General features: G+C 44.7%; 8 protein-coding genes and 1 pseudogene. 7 read left to right on the top strand and 2 right to left on the bottom strand.

All coding sequences use genetic code 11. The features are described 5' to 3' along the window. Positions 1–69: 69 nt before the first annotated feature. Positions 70–345 (bottom strand): annotated as a pseudogene (locus E5331_RS20615) (family 43 glycosylhydrolase); the annotation flags it as partial. 633 nt (positions 346–978) lie between these two features. Then, positions 979–5,055: a hybrid sensor histidine kinase/response regulator transcription factor gene (locus tag E5331_RS04855; RefSeq protein ID WP_123481840.1), complete on the bottom strand. Its 4,077-nt coding sequence runs from the start codon at positions 5,053–5,055 to the stop codon at positions 979–981. A gap of 289 nt (positions 5,056–5,344) precedes the next feature. On the opposite strand from E5331_RS04855, the gene E5331_RS04850 reads away from it, so the two are divergent. The 7 genes from E5331_RS04850 to E5331_RS04820 all read left to right on the top strand — a co-directional run bounded on the left by E5331_RS04850 (position 5,345) and on the right by E5331_RS04820 (position 21,509). Beyond that, a complete protein-coding gene (locus E5331_RS04850; RefSeq protein WP_275441086.1) occupies positions 5,345–7,675 on the top strand; it encodes a DUF2264 domain-containing protein in 2,331 nt (776 codons plus the stop codon). A 583-nt stretch (positions 7,676–8,258) separates the two neighbouring features. Further along, positions 8,259–9,800, top strand: a complete 1,542-nt coding sequence (locus E5331_RS04845; RefSeq protein WP_135985660.1) for a hypothetical protein — start codon at positions 8,259–8,261, stop codon at positions 9,798–9,800. A 5-nt stretch (positions 9,801–9,805) separates the two neighbouring features. Beyond that, the gene (locus E5331_RS04840; RefSeq protein ID WP_135985662.1) at positions 9,806–11,140 is read left to right on the top strand and encodes a BACON domain-containing protein; all 1,335 of its coding nucleotides are present in this window, start codon (positions 9,806–9,808) and stop codon (positions 11,138–11,140) included. 212 nt (positions 11,141–11,352) lie between these two features. Continuing rightward, positions 11,353–12,306: a hypothetical protein gene (locus E5331_RS04835; protein WP_123481844.1), complete on the top strand. Its 954-nt coding sequence runs from the start codon at positions 11,353–11,355 to the stop codon at positions 12,304–12,306. Positions 12,307–12,375: 69 nt separating this feature from the next. Further along, a complete protein-coding gene (locus tag E5331_RS04830) occupies positions 12,376–17,805 on the top strand; it encodes a chitobiase/beta-hexosaminidase C-terminal domain-containing protein (RefSeq protein WP_123481845.1) in 5,430 nt (1,809 codons plus the stop codon). 144 nt (positions 17,806–17,949) lie between these two features. Further along, positions 17,950–19,827: an LPP20 family lipoprotein gene (locus E5331_RS04825; protein ID WP_168355140.1), complete on the top strand. Its 1,878-nt coding sequence runs from the start codon at positions 17,950–17,952 to the stop codon at positions 19,825–19,827. A gap of 65 nt (positions 19,828–19,892) precedes the next feature. Then, complete coding sequence (locus E5331_RS04820) at positions 19,893–21,509, top strand: hypothetical protein (RefSeq protein ID WP_135985664.1); 1,617 nt, start codon at positions 19,893–19,895, stop codon at positions 21,507–21,509. Positions 21,510–21,591: the final 82 nt, after the last annotated feature.

Here is a 21,591-nt window from a genome sequence, read left to right as displayed (position 1 = left end):
AAGGATGTAAGTACCCTGTGCCTTAAATGTTATCTCTGCTTCAGGACCTTTGCATGGATTAGGCATTATATGCCAATCTCCCATAATATTGTCAGCCCACATCATCCTTGCCTCATTAGGAGCCCATCCGGTACATCCTGATGTAATCATCCAATATTTGCCATCTTTTTTAAATATTGTGGGAGCTTCATTGTGCCCACCCGGAAATATACGGATATATTTCCCCGTATGCTTTGTAAAAGATTTGTCGAGTTCAGCAATTTGTAGAGTGAGGTTATCCTCAGAAGAATAGATATGATAAGCCTTGCCATCGTCATCTACAAACAGAGTCATGTCGCGGGCCATCTGTCCACCTTTACAGTCTCTGAAAGTAAACAAGCCGTTTTCAATCTCTTTCCTCCACTCAGGAGTCCACCATTCCATCTTTAGTTTTTCATCATCCGGTTTCAGCGATTTATCAAGATTTATAGGTAGCTTCCCGGCATTGACGCGTCCGCTTCTGATAGGCTTGAATGGACCGAGAGGATTGTCAGCAACAGCTACGGCAGTCTGGGCGGCAGCATATCCTTTCCCTTTAAGTTCATGATGAAACCACATTACATATTTTCCTGTTTTGGGGTTGTAAATCACTTTAGGTCGTTCAATAGTGGAACCACGTTCAACTATTGCTCCGGATTCATCACTTACGCGCATGACAATGCCTTTGTTTTCCCAATTCTTTAAATCCTTGGAAACGTAGCATGCGACACCTTCCTGCGGTGCATTTACACCACGATGTTCGCCATACCAATAGAAAGTTCCGTTTTGATCTTTAAGAATGCCTCCACCATGACAATTTATATGATTGCCGTCGGAATCCTGCCATATTCCACCTTTATCTGGGGCAATCTTGGCACTTCCGATTCCGATAGACAGAATGAGAGACATAAATGAGAGGGATAGTTTTGTTAACATGAGATAAGAGGTTATTAAGAAGTATTAATTTTGTTGATCTGTTCTATTTTGAATGAATTCAGAGGGAGTGATGCCAAATTCCTTCTTGAACACTCTTCTGAAGTAGGATATGCTGTTGAATCCGGTAAGGAATGGAATTTCATTTATAGCCACATTCTCACTTTTGAGAAGCTGCACAGCCCTTGTCAGTTTAATTTTACGGATAAATTCATTTGGAGTCAATCCGGTAATGCCTTTCACTTTTCGGTATAGAGTGGAGTGGCTCATACACATCTTATCAGTAAGGAACGGCATATCCATATCCTCCATCTCAATATTATCTTCCACCACCATTCTTAGTTTTGAGATAAAGTTCCTGTCAAGTATTGAAAGATTATTCTCTTTGACAATCTCTTTATCGGAAACATCTTCTTTCGAAATAGTTACCCCAGCATCAGAAATGGTGTTCTGTCCGGAATTAGGTTCAGAAAGAAGGCGTAGAGCAAGGTTGTGCCGAGCCTTCAATATGTTGTTTATTCGAGATTGAAGTAATTTTATACTGAAAGGTTTTGTAATGTAGGAGTCTGCCCCGGAATTATATCCCTCTTCCTTATCAAGTAGCGAATCTTTTGCGGTGAGAAGAATCACAGGGATATGACTTGTTGCAACATCCGATTTTATAGCATGACATAGTTCGATTCCATCCATGACGGGCATCATTATGTCGCTGATGACAATATCCGGGAAGTTTGCTTTCACAGAATCAAGTCCCTCCTTACCATTGGACGCACATATTACATTATAAGTATCTGCAAATGAACTTGCAATATAATCCTTCACATCTTCATCATCTTCAACAATCAGTATGGTCAGACGTTCAGACTGTATATTTATATCAGGTCTTACGGTTACGTCGGCAGTCTCATTATCTCCGGATATATCCTTATGTATTGCATTCGGATAGTTATTATCAATAAGAAGACTTACGGTGAAAGAGCTTCCTTTGCCTTGTTCGGACGAGACAGAAATCAATCCCTCATGTAGTTCCACAAGGTTCTGAGTTAGAGCAAGTCCTATACCGGTCCCCGCCACTTTTTTATTATGATTTGCTTGATAATATCGTTTGAATATGTGAGGAAGGATTTCCGGAGATATTCCTTCGCCGGTATCAGATACGGTAATATCGATATATCTCAAGCAATTGCGTTCATGTTCGCTTACTGAAAGAGTGATCCCTCCCTTCTTGGTGTATTTCATAGCATTCCCAAGAAGATTATTCAGGATTATATTGATCATTTCCGGGTCGTAATACATATCTTGTTCTTCCGGCATATTGATTGCAATAACAATGTTTACATCCTTATTGCTGTTGAGTTCCTTAAACCGGAGTCCAATTTCCCTGACAAAATTAACAAGATTGCCACGACATACCTCAAGTTTGCGATTTCTGGTCTCTGTTTTCCGGAATTCCAATATCCCGTTTATTAGATTCAGAAGCCGCATTGAGCTTGTGCGTATAGTATGCAATTTCTTACGATGTTCGTCCCTTATGTCAGGATCATTAATAAGATCCTCTATCGGGCCTATTATTAAAGAAAGGGGAGTGCGTAATTCATGAGTAATATTGGTGTAGAATGCCATTCTTTCTTCATTGAGAAGCTGGCTGTTGATTCTGCTCTCCTTTTCTACATCAAGATTCTTCTCAAGATTTAGTTTATACTTATAAAAATAGGTAAACAAACACACTATTATAATGAGCGACAGAAGATATAGCATCTTTGCCCACCATGTCAGATATAATGGGGGTGTTATGGTAATTGTTAATAACTGTGTTGGCTCTGACCATTCTCCTCCATTGATTTTCCGACTGATAATGAATACGTATTTCCCGGGTTTCATATTGCGATATATCGCCTCATATTCCGGATTTAGATTCATCCAAGTCTCATTCACACCTTCCATCCTGTATCTTATCTCAGAATTTAGAGCAACAGATATATCCGGTATATTTAGTTTAATCCTGAACGTATTGAGATTATGTGGTAGCCGTATTTTGTCGGAGACTATAGGTATTGAGATTTCTAAGTCGTTATTGCCATTATCCTTGTCATGAGCTATGATATTGTTGATAATCAACTTATCATTATTCCCCATATTCCCATCCAATCTTTCCGGATTGAACAGTGCTAATCCATTAAGAGAGCCGAACAATACCCATCCTTTGAAAAAAGATGCACTTGACTCAATAAATGCTTTCATATCGGAATTCCCGGCATGGTTGCATATAAATATAGAGTCATTTATGTCGCATGAGAATATTCCCTCCTCTGCCGTCATCCAGATTTTCCGGTCATGGTCTTCGATCAAAGCCTTTATATTTGTGCTTGTGGAATTTGCCGGCATATCGCATTTGATAATCCTATTAAAATTACCATTCTCTATTTTTGCAACACCTTCACGGGTAGCCACCCAGATATTCCCTTTGGAATCCATAAAAAGAGAGTTGACGCTATTTGTCGGTAATCCGTCTTTTTTAAGCAAATGGCATATCGGTCTGTTTTCTTTGTTGAAGACAACAATTCCTTTGCCGAAAGTGGCGATTAAGATGTTGCCGGAATTGTCGTTTAATATAGATGTGATATACTTGTCGGGCAGCACCTCATTAATTTCATAAATCGGATATGCCGACATATTATTATTGATTACGTATACACCATTATGTGTGCCAACTAACAAGCCCCGATCTTTATCTTTGAAAAAACATCTGACTTCCGGATCAATACCATTGATTTTGGTGAAAAGACCATTTTGGGAATCAAATAGATATGCCCCGTCATTACTCGTTCCAAGAAGGATCATTCCATTGTCGATAGCATTAATGGCTCTTATCGGAGTGTTCTGTCCTGTCGATGAGGAGGGAAGTTTATATATTATAGGGAAAAAATTCCCTATTTTTGCAAATTCACGATCACCACCAATCCAGATACCATTTTCAGAGTCATTGGCAAGACTCCAAACAGCCGGGTGTGACAATTTACTGCCTTTCGGTCTGAATATTGAGATCATTCGGAAGAAAGGTGGGGTATTACAGACCACATCAATACCATCACTATAGTATCCGATCCATTTGTTCCCGAACGAATCTTCAAAAATGGATGTTGATGCAGTGGAATATAGATTACCATCCGGATCAAAACCGGATGAGGGAGTCAGATTCTTAAAGGTATAAATTCCTCTCTTTTGATCATCTCTTGAGAGTATGCTTACACCTCCTTTAGAAGTGGCAATCCACAGGTCACCATTTTTCATGAGAGATATAGCTTTTACTTGTCCCGGCAATAGCGAATCAGGAGAATCATTGTGAAATATGGATGTGAATTTCTTATTTGTCGGATTAAAACGAGACAGACCATTTTCAGTCCCTAACCACACCATACCGTCATTATCTATACAAATGGAATAAACAGTATTACCGGATATGGATTCGGGATTATTCGCATCATGCATGAAATTCTCAAAATTCATAGACTTGAGATCTAAAGATGAGAATCCGGTGTTTTCATGTCCTATATATAATTTACCATCGTCACTCTCCATTGAACACCATACAGGAAGTGGAAAATTCTTAGGAATACTTCTGAATATACGTTCGACATTGCCGGTAGCCGGATCCAGCTTTTCCGGAGGCATGTGGTAGTGAGTGATCCATATCTTGTTGTCGGAAGATATGGATAATCCTGTCACATCAGAAGTGAGTATTTCTCCCTTGAATTCGGAAATCTTATCAGTAGAATAATCATAAATGCAGATTCCGTTATATCGTGTGCCAATCCATAGCTTGTCGGGATTTATGGGATCTTTTACCACACAATTAAGTTCATTACTTGAAAGTCCGGAATTCTCTTTTGTAAAACGTGAGAAAGCTGTCCCATCAAACCGATTCAATCCATTTCCGGTCACTACCCATACAAAACCATGTCCATCCTGACCAATCCCTCTGACGTAATTACTGTTTAGTCCGTTAGAATGATCCAAATGATGGATGTATGGTTGCTCACTTCTGGAATGAGGTGCCAGCCATAAAGATAATAGTAAGATTAGATATAAAGTATATTGTCTCATTTTTTCAGGATTTCGAGAAGTATAGACAACTTCAAAAGCTAATTAATCAAAAGATATTGATAATACCTTTACAAAATTATGAATAAATTCGGAGAGAATGTATAACATATCGTTCAGAAATGTTTCTTATCTGTCAAAATTCATGGGAGAATAGTCCGGATTATTCAAAAAAGGGGTGTAATACGTATTATTGAAATATATTTGCGTTATTTTGACATATAAATGAATTGAAGAGTCAACTCGATACATTAATTTTGTAAAACAATAACATCATGAAGCATATATGAATATGAACAACAGATTAAAATCTATACCATTTGTCGTGGGGACACTGGTAATGTCATTCGGTGTGAGTGGTGCTCCGAAGCAGTCGGATCCGTTGAAAGAAGCATCGGAAGTACGCTTGATCATATCAAAGGTGAATAATTACTGGCAGTCTAATAATAAGGCTGAGGTTAATCCATTTTGGCATCATGCCGCTTATCATACCGGGAATATGGAGGCTTATCGTCTTACAGGTAATGAGGATTGGCTTGATTATTCGCAGCGATGGGCTGAGCATAATGAGTGGAAAGGCGCGAAGAGCAATGACCGCAGTAAGTGGAAGTATAATTATGGAGAGACGGATGAGCACGTGCTTTTCGGCGATTGGCAGATATGTTTCCAGACATACGCCGACCTCTACAACATCCTTCCCGATGATCGCCGCATAAGTCGTGCGCGTGAGGTTATGGAATATGAGATGTCGACACCTGCTAATGATTACTGGTGGTGGGCTGATGGACTTTATATGGTTATGCCCGTAATGACAAAGCTGTATAAGATCACCGGGAATAACAGATACCTTGACAAACTATATGAGTATATCACATTCTCAGATAGCATCATGTTTGATCCGGAGGAGAATCTGTATTACAGAGATGCAAAATACACTTATCCCAAACATAAGAGTGCGAATGGCAAGAAAGATTTTTGGGCACGTGGTGACGGATGGGTTCTTGCCGGACTTGCGAAAGTGCTACAGGATTTACCCACGGAATATAAACACCGAGACTTTTTTGAGCGTCGCTATAAGGATATGGCTTCAGCAGTGGTGGCTTGTCAGCAACCGGAAGGGTATTGGAGTCGGTCAATGTATGACGAGGCACATGCACCCGGCCCGGAGACTTCAGGCACAGCATTCTTTACTTACGGATTGCTTTGGGGTATCAATAATGGTTATCTTACGGATACTAAATATAAGGAGTCTGCTCAGAAGGGCTGGAATTACCTGAAGAATAAGGCACTTCAGAAGGATGGTCGTGTAGGTTATGTGCAACCTATAGGAGAGAAGGCGATACCGGGTCAGGTGGTGGATGCAAAATCTACGGCAGATTTTGGAGTCGGAGCATTCCTGCTTGCCGCTTGTGAGTATGTAAGGATGCTTGAGTCTGCGAATAATTCAGATAGGGCTTATTGGTTAGATCTATTGAATAAGATAGCATATCCGGTTCTTAGCAATATGTCGAAAGGGGAACTTCAGAAGAATATGCAGGTTGAGGTAAGTCCTAATTGGGATGGACGTAATAAGAAAGTCACATATATGGAGACGTTCGGACGCCTTATGGCGGGTATCGCACCATGGCTTGCTCTTCCCGATGATGACACGGCTGAGGGTAAGAAAAGGAAGGAGCTTCGCGACATGGCACTTGCATCCTACCGTAATGCAGTAGATCCGTCAAGTCCGGATTGCCTTTTGTGGCAGGGGGAGGGTCAGGCTCTCGTGGATGCCGCTTACGTGGCAGAGAGTTTTCTGAGAGGATATGATGCCCTCTGGATGCCTCTTGATGAAGTGACGAAAAAACGGTATATAGATGCATTCTCCAATATGCGCCATATTGATCCACCTTACACGAACTGGGTTCTTTTTTCATCCACAATAGAGAGTTTTCTTGCAAAAGCCGGAGCATATTGCGATGACTATCGGGTGAACTCTGCAATACGCAAAGTCAATGAATGGTATGTCGGTGATGGCTGGTATGCCGACGGACCATCTTTTGCCTACGACTATTATAGCAGCTACGTTTTCCATCCGATGCTTTTAGAGACTCTTCAGGCGATGAAGGATGCCGGAAAATATACACGCATCCATTATGGAAAGTATTATGATAAGGCTTTGAAAAGAGCACAGAAGTTCTCTATTGTACTTGAACGTATGATTTCTCCGGAAGGTACGTTCCCTGTGTTCGGACGTTCCATTCCATACAGGATGGCGACTCTTCAGCCGCTTGCATTAATGGCATGGTATGAGAAACTTCCGTCAGGACTTACCAACGGTCAGGTGCGTTCAGCGTTGACAGCGGTTATGAAGCGTATGTTTGACGGAAGAGAGAACTTTAATGATGGCGGGTTCCTAACTATTGGGTTTGCGGGCAGACAGCCGAATATTGCTGACTGGTATACCAATAACGGCTCCTTATACATGACCTCTTTGTCGTTCCTCCCTCTCGGACTGCCCGCCACACATCCTTTCTGGACAGATGCTCCACAGGATTGGACAAACAGAAAGGCATGGGGAGGGAAACCCTTCCCGAAAGACCATCATTGGGATGATGGAAATAATATCAAAGACCTATTCTGACGTTTATATTTCTCATATTTTTACGAAGAAATAAAAGAATAAAAAGAAATTTTTGGTTCTTATAAATTTAAACTATCCGGTAAAAATTAATTTCTTTTATTTCTTTGAATTCTTCGTGAACATCAATTCTTAGTAAGGAGAGCGCGGAGCTTTTGCTGTATTTTATGGCAGAAGTTCCGCGCTCTCTGCGTTATAGTGGGTTAATATTTACATAATATTTGTAATTATTAACTATAATTTAACACAAATTAACAATCGGGGGGTAAAACGAGATTTTTATACTAATTTTGATTTCTAAATGACTAATATCAATAAATTTTGTTGATGTGGTATTAAATTTCTATTGGATTTAAGATTGATGTGAACATATCTGAAGGGGTAGACTTTCTATATTTTCGCTTTCATACTTACCATTTACCAGACTCAATAACCACTACTTCGGTTATAGTTGATGCCTTAAAGGCATCAACTATAACACCGGAAAATTCATTGAAGCGGATCGAAATATTGTCATTTTATTTAATTGAGGTTTAGAAAACTTCATTATCAAGGAAAAACTAATCAAATATAATGAAACCGATTTATGAGGAGAACAATTCTACAACGAAGGGTAGTGGCTGTCACAGTCTGTATAGTGGCAGCTTTCACTGCTCTCACGGTGCAGGGTGCTAACCTTGTGGTCCGTAACTTCAGGTCGCTCCCGACCGACCAGACGGCAATCAACCGGGAGACCATGAAGAGGGATCAGAACGGGAAGACCGCTGCGCTCGTGAAGATCTACACGCCGCTTGATATAGAGCAGACCTATATCAGCAACGGAGTCATGGGCGTGGTGGCGCGCGTCAACAAGCCGGGTCAGATATGGCTCTACATTCCGGCTCGCTCGCAATCAATCGAGATCACCAACCAGAAGTATTCCCCACTCCGCTATTACTTTGACGAGGAGATAACGGCAGGCAAGACCTACTCCATGGAACTGACCGTGGAGGGTAAGGAGGTTACGCTCTCCGCCAGCGTCCGTCAGGCACCTATATGGGTTGACGGGGATTCCGTCGGTGTCAGCCCGCTCAACATCTATCTCTCCTACGGGGAGCATGCCGTGAAGGCGGAGCAGGGCTCGATGCTCTATGACGGCAATGTCATGATCACTCCGGAGACCCAGGCACGTATAGAGCTTCCGATGGAGGATGAGAACCTGAAGTATTCCGACGTGACTGTCCGTGTGCCCGATAATGCCGGAATCTATTTTGAGGGCAGACGTGTTGGCATAGGGGAATGGCGACCCCGTCTTAGGGAGGGGAAGTATACCGTAGAATTTAAGAAGCCTAATTTTGAGGATGCGGTTAAGACATTCAGTGTGATAGCCGGGGTTCCAGTAATGCTTGATGTGCCGCCTCTTGTATCGTACAAGGGTCATCTCTCAGTTGCGGTGTTCCCGAACACGGGAGTCAGGATCTATGACGGAGACACCATCGTTGCGGAGCATAACCTGTCGAAGACCCTGAAGGTTGGCGACTACAGCTATACATTCCGTAAGAAGGGTTATCATCCGTATACAGGTACGTTCAAGGTGGAGCGGAATCAGGAGACGCTTGACACTGTCACCCTGCAGCGCGTGCAGTATGTAAGGAGCAATGCGATGTATGCCGGTATCGGCTTCACCTACGGGACAATCTATGGCGTGAGCGCGCACGTCGGCGGAGTGTTCCATAACGTGAATCTTGAATTGGGTTATACCCTCGGACTCGGCAAGAGCGATGAGGTCTACTGGTTTGAGAAGCCGAAGCCGGGACTCTACGATGACAAGTGCACCTACACGATGGATGAGATAGAGGTGAAGGCAGGCTATCAGTTCAGTTTCGTCCAGCGAGTCGGACTAACCCCGCAGGTGGGCTATCTCGGTCAGCGTCTTCGCGGCGGTGTCCACGGGAACGGTGCGATGTGCCACAACGTCTCTGTCGGGGCACGCCTTGTATTCAATCCCATCCCCAACGTGGGCGTCTACATCAATCCGGAGTATGCGGTTGCTGTCAAGGAGAACGAGTTGTACAGGGAGATAGCGGAATATGGCGGCTTCAGCAAGGGAGGTTTCTATGTAGGCGCCGGTGTCACATTTAATTTCTGAGAAAGATGAGAACGATAACGAGAATCGTATTATACGCGATGCCGCTGCTCATTGCTGCGGCATGCGACACTACGGAGGAATCCTACTATCCCGGACCGGAGTCAGACATCACGATAAGCGTGGAGCAGAAGGGGGCGATCCTCCTATCGGCAGACGGGACCGCGCAGACTATAGACGTAAAGGCAACTACATATTGGGACGCAACGATAGAGGAGTCGGGCAACACCTTCTCTGTAAAGCAGTCGGTAGAGAAGGGTGACGGCACGGTGACCGTGGAGGGTCAGCCGAACTATAATTCCGGAGTCAAGCAGGGTAAGCTCTATCTTTCCGCCCGCAACATCAACAAGCGGATAGAGGTTGACGTGATGCAGGCGCAGCTGAAGTTCAGTATGGGGAAACAGGATGACATCACCCTTCCGGAGAGGGGTGGGTCGTTCATGCTTGAGTTTGAGAGTACCGTCTCATGGAATTTCGAGGTTTCACGTGGTGATGCGTCATGGCTCACCTGCAATCCGGGTATATCCGGAGAGGGTAAGTGGGACAGGATAACGGTAGACGTTGAGGTTGGTCCGAACTACACTCCTTCGGAGCGTAGCGTCACGCTTCTGCTCCGTCCACAGAACGGGGATCTGATACCGTATCTCGGTACATTGCCCGATTCCTTCACGGTTACGCAGGCGGCGGGCACACCCCCGACGGGAGTGCGTGCCTCGGTTGACAGCGTGAAGTATCATGAGGGTTATCTGACGGTCAATTACGAATCGGTTGCGCCTGTCCAGGAGGTTGGCGTGGAAGTGAAGGTTGCCGGAGGTGAGACGGTGGATCGCTATCCGGCGGAGCGCGTCAATGGTTCCTATCCGTTGTCGGGACCCGTCACGGTGAATGTCACCGGATTGGATGAGGGTGTCCGCTACATGGCAGTTCCATACGTCACGTCTATGGTATCGACTGTAGAGGGTGAGCAGGTAGAATTCACCACGGATGCAGAGATAGTGTATCGGGGTGTGGAGATTGTAAGTTATGATATACGACCGACAGCAAGACAGGTGTTTGTCACGGCAGAGTTGAATTCCGATGTAGACGTTACAGAGGGTGGCATCACGATCTATAATGCGGATGGTAGTCATATAGTGACTTACACAAAACCGATAAATGCGAATGTCACGAGTTTTGAGATAGAGTCGGTTGATTTCATGTCGCCGAAGACGGAATATCTGATAGAGATATTCGTGCGAACCGCTCTTAACGAAGCCGTGACTGACCGGATATCCTTCACTACGGAGGGATTGGTACCGGATGAGGGGGATAATACTCCGCCAGATGGTCCGAATGCCAACTAAACTTTACCACGGAGGGGTTTGTGATACTCCTCTGTGGGGTTTAACCACGGAGACCGCAAAGGGCACGGAGAAATTATCAAATATTATAAAAAAACTCTGTGGTCTCAGTGGTTAAACTCACCACGGAGACCGCAAGGGGCACGGAGATTTTTTGATTTCTCTGTGTTGAAGATTATTTAAAACTTTTTTCAAACAAATAAAAATTAAACAAAATGAAACGTATTTTTACACTGATTGCCGTACTCGGCATCGTTGTCTCTGCCATGGCGCAGCGACCGCTCGTGACACTCTCCCACAATGGAGAACTCTCTTTCTTCACCAGTCTTTCAGCCTTTACTGAGGCGATAGACTCTGCCCAGAATGGGGATATCATCTATCTCTCGGAGGGTAACTTCGCTGTTACTGATGGTGAACTGACACTTAAAAAGAGACTAAGTATTGTCGGATGTGGTTATAAGTCACATATTCTTGCAGATATCTTTATATCTGTGAGTGAAAAATATATGATGGATGCACCTCTATTTGACGGGGTGAGATTGCACGAATTAGATTTTAGTAGTTCTAATAAAGACAATCTTGGTAATGTGGAGATTCGTAAAAGTCGGATACAGAATTTGGCGCATCCCTACTATGCTGGTAATAATATTATGGTAGATAGATGTTATATTGAAAATGTAAGTAGCCAAAGTTCTGGTAATAATATAATTTATACGAATTCAAAAATAGGCAACCTTGATAATGCCTATTTTTGCGCAATAATTAATTGCAATGTTGGATCTGCATCATGCACTCCTCTTACTGTAACAGGTTCAATAATAGGTAATATTATAAATCCAGGGCAATATAATAATAGTAACGTATTTAATACATGTATGCCACGTTCTTCTACAGCAGGTATCAATGGACATCTTTATGATAAATGCTATTTTGTAGAGGAATCGGAGGGTAGTACTACGAATATCTTGGATGAAAATTTAGAGTGTACGCTTGATTTGGTAAGTCTTGGTTATTTGGATGAGAATGGTACGCAGGTTGGAGTGTATGGCGGAGATTTTCCATTCTCTGAGACTCCTTCAGTGCCGACGGTGGATTCTGCCAAAAGTTCAGTGGTCTATGATTCGGAAGCTAATCAACTTAAAGTCACTATAAGCGTAGCTCCCAACTGATTTCCCAAACTCATGGGGTGTCTTGTCTGTTAATATGAATTTCGGAGATGCCTCTTAATTTTTTATTCCATGGGAAAATTATATACAACAATAACAGCATTACTCTTAGCAGTAGGAGCGATACATGCCGCGCCACCGTCAGGATATGAATGGTGGTTTGACAATGATATCTCCTCCGTACAGACCGGTTCCATATCCGGGGATAAGGAGGAGTTCACAATTGATGTATCCTCTCTGCCCAAGGGTATGCACCGCTTTAACTGTCGCCTCAGTTCAGAGGATAATGTGTGGGGATCAATCTATACCACCACATTTTATACCGTCTCAAATACTGTGGGCGTTAGCGGGTATGAATGGTGGATAGATAACGGGTATGAGACTAAGACTATCGGTGAAATTTCAGAGGATAATTTGAGTTTCCCCGTTGACCTTTCGGATCTTGTCCCCGGTATGCATCGCTTTAACTGTAGGTTGAATACAGTTGACGGAGAATACGGATCTATCTATAGCAAGTATTTTTATACGGTCTCAAATAAATCCGGAGCCAAAGGTTATGAATATTGGTTTGACAACAGATATTCATCCAAGGTCACGGGGTCTATTTCAGAGAATACGCTTACCTTCCCCGTAGAGATAACCGATCTTGTGCCGGGTATGCATTATTTCAATTGCCGTCTTGAGAATGGTTACGGAGAATGGGGATCTGTTTATCGGAGTGTATTCTTTACTACCGGCAATTATCGGGATGCGGTAGCATACGAATATTGGATTGACAATAATTATAAAGAAAAGGCTTCCGGTGACCTGACAGACGGGGATAATCTCTACACGATTGACGTTACAGGTCTACGCAAGGGTTTGCATCGGTTCAATTATCGAATCCGCACAACTGGCGGTGAATGGGGTTCGGTCTATTCCACCTATTTCTATTGCACTGCACTCGGTTCATTTGCCACAGATTATGAATATTGGCTTGACGATGATTATTCCAATCGCGTAGCAGGGGATTGTCATTCAAATGCAACGTCATTCAATGTTGATTTGTCGGGACTTGACCGTAGAAAGGAGGTTCACTACTTCAATATCCGTATGAGAAATGGAGATGAATGGGGTTCGGTGCATCGAAAACTCATAGTATTACCTAAGGAGACCCGCAAGGCTCCGATAATCGGCTATGCGCACAGTCTCAATGGTAATAATCTTGGATATGTCAAGATTGAGAATGGTCTGACCGACAGTCTGGCGTTTATGGTTGATATCCCGGACAGCATCTTCTCATTGCAGGATAAAAAACTCAAGTTTGACGGTGATGTCGTTTCCGTAGAGGGTGGTGATTCACTTCACTATGCGCTGCAGCTTGATACGGAATTAGGGTTGTCATCTCCTACTCTGTACAGTGTTGAGGTATCGCGGTCATTCTCTGCGACCGCTGTGCCGATAAAGGTCAATTCCTTGCATGAGTTTGAGAAACCGGCGTTCGGCGAGTTTGCCGTTGCTAAGTTCACATCTTCCGGCACGCCCCTATATTTCCGTGCTGACCAAGAAGCTATCCTTCAGATTTATCGTAATGGTGAGAGGGTTGCGCAAGTAGCTGCAAAGGATCTGAAGAGTATGGCAATATTGACTCTTGAAGAGGGGGAATATTTTGCAGTGCTCCGGGATGTGCCGAAGAATGAGGAGAATTCTGCTGATAAGTTTACATTCCATCTGATGAGTACACCTAATATCGTGCCAACGCCTACGATTGAATTTGTGAATGAACGTGTAACTATACGTTGTGCTCGTGAGGATGCGGAGATCTATTACACTCTGAATGATTCTGTTCCAACAGTGGAGAGTTTACGTTATGCCGAACCCTTCCCTCTAAAGCATAATGCCGTGGTGAAAGCAATGGCAAGTGTGCCGAAGTCGGATATTCAACCGTCGGATATCGTCGTTTTGAGAGTTGATTCGTTTACAGTGGCAAATCCGGTTATCCGTATGGATAATCTGGACATTGTGATTGTATCCGATACAATTGAGGGAGTAAAGACACATTATACTCTTGATGGGACCGAACCGACAGTACAGAGTGTGGTATACGAAACACCTTTCCGGCTTGGAGAGGATGCTACGGTGCGGGCTCGTTCGTTCAAGGAGGGTTATAATGCTTCGGAGATTGTGGAATATGTCTATACGCATAGTCTGCATGTAACGAAAGCTCCTATTATCAGTGTCGAGAATGGTATTGTAACCCTTACGGTAGAGACGGAAGGGTCGGAACTCTATTACGGTATAGATAACGATAATCCGGAAGCGATGAGTTTGTATGAGTCGCCGTTTGAGATGAATGTCAACGGTGTCATCTATGCGCAGGCGCGTATGTCGGGTATGTATGATTCGGAGATAGTCTCCTACGAGGTCAACGGCAATAAGGTTCCGACTCCGGTGATAAGGTATCTTGATACGAAGTATGTGAGCATTACATGTGACAATCAGGATGTCGATATCTATTACACGACAGATGAGTCAGCGCCGACAACTGCTTCTACGAAGTATGAGGGTGAGTTTGAGTTTGACAGGAATGGTGTTATCAAGGCGATAGCCGTGGATAATACCGGAAAACTTGATGACTCGAATATCGCTGAATTGGTGATAGACACGAATAAGGTTGCCAATCCGATAATCAGAATAGAGAATCTTGCTGTGGTGATTATTCCGGATCAGCATATTGGAGTGCATACTTACTATACTCTCGACGGTAGTGAGCCAACGGAGTCAAGCGAGGAATATGGCGCACCGTTTATGTTAAGCGGAAATGTAACGGTACGTGCGAGATCATATAAGGAGGGATATACTCCTTCCGGTATAACTGACTTCGGATATTCCCACAATGTATATGTCACCAAGGCACCAGTTATCAGTGTTGAGGATCATACTGTAACTCTTACGGCACAGACGGAAGGGTCGGAACTCTATTATGGCATAGATAATGATGACCCTGCAGCGATGAGACGTTATGAGTCACCGTTTAAGATGAATGTCAACGGTATCATCTATGCGCAGGCACGTATGTCCGGCATGTATGATTCGGAGATAGTCTCCTACGAGATCAATGGCAATAAGCTGCCGCTGCCTAACGTCACTTACGATGAATACTCCAAGCTGGTGGAAATGGAATTCACCTATGCAGACTCAGAGATCTATTACACTACAGATGGCAGCGCACCGACCACTGCTTCGACGAAGTATGAGGAGGCGTTCGAGTTTGACCGCAACGGAGTGATCAAGGCGATAGCCGTCGATCCTTCCGGAAAACTCGATAACTCCAATATCGCAGAATTGGTTATCGACAGCAACACTGTCGATGATCCATTGATCCGAGTGGAGAATATGGCGGTGGTGATTGTTTCCGACCTGCACGCTGGCGTACATACTTACTATACTCTTGATGGCAGCGAGCCGACAGAGACAAGCACCGAGTATGGAGCACCCTTCATGCTGAGCGGCAACACTACCGTTCGCGCACGCTCATACAAGGAGGGGTATAATCCTTCGAGTATAACCGACTTCGGATATGTTCACAGCACATATACAGTAAAGACACCGGTTATCTCTGCTGATGGCAATACTATCAGTATCGCGGCACAGACGGAAGGCTCTTCTATATATTGTGCAGTCAATAATAATGATCCGGTAGCCATGAGTCTGTATGAGTCACCATTCACCATGAGCGAGAATGGTATTATATATGCCCAGGCTCGTAAGACGGGTATGTATGATTCAGAGGTTGTAAGCTATGAGTTGATAGTGCAGAAGACCAAGGCTCCTTACGGACGCTACGATAAGGCTACAAAACTTCTGTCGCTACATAGCGATACGGAGGGTGCGGTGATAAGTTACTCCGACAATGGGGCGAGTGACTGGATTCAATATTCGGAACCTATCCTTATAGAGGGTAACAGGAGAATCTATGCCAAGGCTCTTGCTCCTAATTATCTTGAATCGGATGTGGCTGAGATCGTTGTCAGTGAGTTTAAGTGTCAGGGTGTAGAGATAGTCTACAACGGTCGGTACGTCACTTTGACTACTTCTGAAGAGGGTGCCGAGATACGTTACACGCTTGACGGCGGCGATCCGACTGCCGGGGAGAAGTATACCGGAAGGATCGATGCCGGTGGTCTCTGTACGGTTAAGGCGGTTACCGTTAAGGATAACTACATGAATTCTGACGTGGCAGAGTACGTCGTCAGGGCGTATGGCGATGAGGAACATGCCGAGACGGCGGAAGCCGGTATCCTTTCGGAATGCTACGGATGGGCAGACAGCTCCCTGCTCGCTTCTATCGATAGGTTTAGCGTAGCTGGACCGTTGAATGAGGCTGACTATGCACTATTGAGAGCTATGACGTCGCTGCGTCATCTGGATCTTAAGAATGCCTCCACGCCGATACTTGCTGACAATGCGTTTGCAGGTATGGGATTGGTGAGTGTGAGTCTTCCTTCTGACGTGGCATCCTACGGTGAAAATCTCTTCAGCGGGAATACGATGCTTTGTGCAGTGATATGGAATGCTCCCAAGGCAATCATCAAGTCGGGATTCAGACCGGCAGGTGAGAATCCGAATATCCTCCTTTATCTCAATGACAACGTGGAGAATGACGTGGCTGTATCGGAGAAGATGAATCTGATTGTCAACGGAAATTCGGATGCAGTTACGCTTCATGACCGTTATCCGTTCCATGCACCCTTGAAGTTTGATGCCGCTCATGTTGAGTTTGTGCGCAACTTCTCGAAGGTGACGGAGATTGGCGGCACTTCCGGCTGGGAGACACTGACGCTCCCGTTTGACGTGCAGACCGTTACGGCATCGTCGGGCGAGATCCTGCCCTTTGCCTCTACCGGAAGCGGTGCCTACCGTTACTGGCTCTTTGAGCCATCGGGCACAGGCTGGCAACGCACAGATGCAATCGATGCCTACAAGCCTTATTTGATAGCAATGCCTAATCATCCGTGGTATTATGATGAATACATAATAAACGGAGATGTGACGTTCGAGTCAGATAATGTGACCATTGAGGCTACACCTGAACCGGAGGGCTTTGCCTATAAGGGTAGTACGGAGATGTGGGCAACCTATATGCCGCGTGCAGCATCCAACAGCATATATCTGCTGAATGATGACAGTGAATACGGTTATGCACCGGGCAGTGTGTTCCAGAGCGGAATAAGGGATGCCCGTCCGTTTGAGTGCTATCTGACCTCTGAGAGCGGAGCATTGCGTATGCCGGTGTTCGAGTCGTCTGACGTGGAGGATATCATGGCGGAACTCGGTACCAAGATATGGGTAGAGAATCATGATCTCTTAATAAGAAGCGGTATCAGTCAGCGGATGAGAATCTTCGATACGGTCGGTCAGTTAGTCAGAATAGCCGACGTCACCGCCGGAGAGGTTTGCCGCGTACATGATCTCGCACCGGGCATCTATATCATCGGGCAGATGAAGATCATGGTTAAATAAGCATTTTTAACTACCATCAAGACACGGAGAACAGAGAGTTTTTCAGAATAACTGATAAAACTCAATGTCCTCCGTGTTGTATGTGATGGATAAGGATTGTGGAAACGAAATCTATGAAACAGTATAAATGTCATGAGGATTTTTTTGAAATTATTAGTAGCAATTGCTGCCTTATCCTGCGCGCATGATGCTTCGGCGCAGAGCAGCGAAATCCAGTCAAAACTGATTCAGATAAAGACGGGACCGGAATATATCTATGGAGAGGGTACGGGTGAGACACCGGCGGAGGCGGACAGAAATGCCCTCGCCAACCTGTTGAGCAAGATCGGCACAACAGTGCAAAGCTCATTCTCAATGACGGAGGAGGAGACCTTGACCAATGACGCACTTGATTCCAAGCGAGATGTGAAGTCGGTCATGAACACCTATTCTCAAGCCACGCTCAACAATACGGAGATAGTGAATTACAGGGATGAGAACGGAATGTTCTGCCAGTTGAGATATATGCTTCGCACCGAGTTGGAGAAGATGTTTGAGCACAGGCGCGATAGGGTGGAGGACTATGTGCGCACGGCGTTACGTTCGGAGGAGAAGGGGAGAGTGGATGACGCGCTCCGTTTTCTCAACTGGGCGTATGTGCTGCTTCATTCTCTCCAGTATCCTTCTGACGTTAAGATGAAAGTAGAAGGTGAGGAGCAGCTTCTGGTCAACTGGATCCCAAACCGTATGCGGGATATACTCGGCGAGGTAAAAGTGGAGGTTGCAAATGTGGAGCCGGCACCGGAAAATAGGGTGGACGTGCTGTTTACGTATAAAGGGGAACCGGCTGCAGGGATTGACTTCACCTACTGGAACGGGAAGGTGAACAGTCCGGTCAACGGAGTGAAGGATGGCATGGGTCAACTCTCTTTCCCCGCAGACTATCCGGTGAACGACGTCATGCTCGTGGTGGAGACCTCATACGCGGAGGCAAGCCAAAGCGACAGGGAGCTTGAGAGCATGATCGCCACGTTCAAGCCGCTTGCTTTCCCGGAGGCGAGAAAGGTGATAGGAGTGGAGGGTAAAGCGATAAAGGCAGACAAAGGGGCTGAGAAGAATTTTCAGGCGCAGGTGGAGGCAGGTAAGCGGGAAGGAGTGACGCCTCTTGCCAAGAAAGATGCGAAGGATTATGACGCAATTCTTACGGAGGTGCTGAAGTCAGTCAAGGGGAAAAATTACAAGCCGGATGCATCCCTGTTCACGGAAGAGGGTCTTGACATGTTTAACCGTCTTTTGGGATACGGTAAGGCATCCCTGCTCGGAGAGCCGGATCCCGGTTACTATCCGTTTGGCGAGAGAGTGGTGGCGCGCAGTGTACCGATGAAGTTTTCGTTTGAGAATAACCGACGTAGTTTTGTAGAAGACGTGACCTTCACGTTCAGTCCCGACAAGAGGATAGAGAGCGTGGCGTTCGGACTTGGAGGAGCGGCCCGTAAAGATGTGTTCAGCCAGGGTGTTGGGGCATGGAGCGATTCTGTAAAGATGGTAATCGTGACATTCCTTGAGAATTACAAGACTGCATTCGCATTAAAAAGACTTGACTATATACGCAATATATTTGATGAAAATGCGTATATTATAGTAGGTCATAAATTGCAGAAGATGCAGCGTCTGGATGGCGATGGCGGAGGACTCAGCACGGTGCCGCAGTATGAGTTTGTGCGCAAGAGTAAGGAGGAATATATGTCGCAGCTGGAGAAATGCTTCAAAAGTAATGAGTATGTCAACATAAATTTCTCCGATAACGATATACAGAAGGCAGCCTACGGAGGAGATACTTTCGGCATACAGATCAGACAGGATTATTATTCTGAGCATTACGGAGATCAAGGCTACCTGTTTCTTTTTGTTGATCTAAATGAGGCAGATAAACCGATCATAAAGATCCGTACATGGCAACCGGAACGTAATCCGGATCTCACCCCGATGCTACCTAAGAATAATAGGGATTTCGGTATATATAGCAATTCGATGTTTCAGTGAGACTCCGGATAATGATACTATAAGTATAAAAATATCACAAATTATTATAGATGAATTTAGAAGGTATGAGATTTAGAATGATAATGACGGGGGTCATGGCTATTGCAGCCGTGACCTCTTGTCATGCTGATCCACCGAAAGGTTTCGAGGAGTTCCGCCGCGGTTTGCTTGACAATTTCAATAGTTTCAAGTCGAGGATATTGGAGCATTATAATGATTTCCTTGCCGGAGAATGGCATGAGTATGAGAGCCTTGAGGCAGACATGCGTTATACCCAGCCTAAGCCGGAGAGTATGCCGAGTGCGGTTGAGATAGTGGCGGAAGAGGCAACTGACCAACAGAAGGAAATGTTGTTTTCGCTTGGGTTCTCAAATCCTGATTTTAAGGCGGGTCTTAATCCGGAGGATAGACGCAAGACCCCAGAATCGCTTGAATGGCTTCGCAATGCAGTGGCTCTTTACAAGGCTTCTACGCCGGCGGATAGTGTGAAAACTGATGGGAATGTGGAAAAAGTATCAAGGGGAGATATCATGACATGTGAGGGTCTTGTAGAGGATTATGACGGGGAGATATTTAATTTCTATGGTATGAAGTTTGCTCTGCCCCGTTTTGATTTTTCGATAAGGGACAGCATATCGCAGACAGTGGACTATGCGAACCAATGGACAGAACTAAGCGATGCAGATGTTGCCTCGGAGGTGGCACCTGCGCTTGCGAATCTTCAGAAGGTGTCAGGGCTAAGCGATTATCTTCTGTTTGAGATGATGATGGCATGGCTTGACCAAAAATTCCCACAGGCAAATGATGCGTCGAAGATGTCGGCAGCCCATTATTTGCTTGCCAATATGGGATTCGGTGTGCGTATAGCCATGGATAAGGAGGGCACACCTTTTATGTTGCTTCCGTTTGATGAGCAAGTCTATGGACGCGCATATTTTAAAATGGCAAAGAATTACTATGTATTCTCCATGCCGGGTAAGGAACAGGTTAAGAGCATAGGACTCAGGACCCCTCAACTGCCTAATAATGCTGATCTCGGGAAGAGTCTTAACTTGCGTATGGATGGGTTGACTCTACCTTTCAAGCCGTATCATTATTTCTTCAAGTATGGTAATCTGAAGATAGAGGGGGATATGAACGAAAATGTCATTCCAATGCTTTACCGTTATCCTCAGATGGCAACTGGAGGTTTTGCCGCCTCCATGATCTCTCCGGAAGTAAGGGAAGATGTTGTGCGTCAGATAAAGAGACAGCTTGGAGATATGGACCCGCTGCAGGCTGCAGATAAGCTTCTTGCGATGATACAGTTTGGTTTCCCGTACGCTACGGACGATAATTTCCATGGTTTTGAGAAGCCATATTTCTTTGAGGAGATTCTTTATTATCCTAAGAGCGACTGTGAGGATAGGGCTGTATTCTACAGTTATCTGGTTTGGAATGCCTTTGGCATTGAGACAGATCTGATTGCTTACCCATATCATGAAGCAACAGCAATAAGGGCTGACAATGTATGGGGTGGAGATGCACACTATACTGAAGGGGATAAGAAATTTTACATATCTGACCCTACATTTGTAGGAGCACCGACAGGTCAGTGTATGCCTCAGTTTATGGAAGTGAAACCGACTATTGATCTGCGCTATACGAAAGTAGCAGATATGGATACGATTCAGAGTGAATAAACAGAAATATCGATTTATTCAGCAATAAAAAAGCGAAGTCGAGAGGAATCCCGACTTCGCTTTTTTATTATCATGGGAACTT

It is taken from the genome of Lepagella muris, from assembly GCF_004793975.1.
Classification (GTDB): domain Bacteria; phylum Bacteroidota; class Bacteroidia; order Bacteroidales; family Muribaculaceae; genus Lepagella; species Lepagella muris.
Note: the sequence above shows the minus strand (reverse complement) of the source record. Positions and strands in the feature narration are given on the sequence as shown.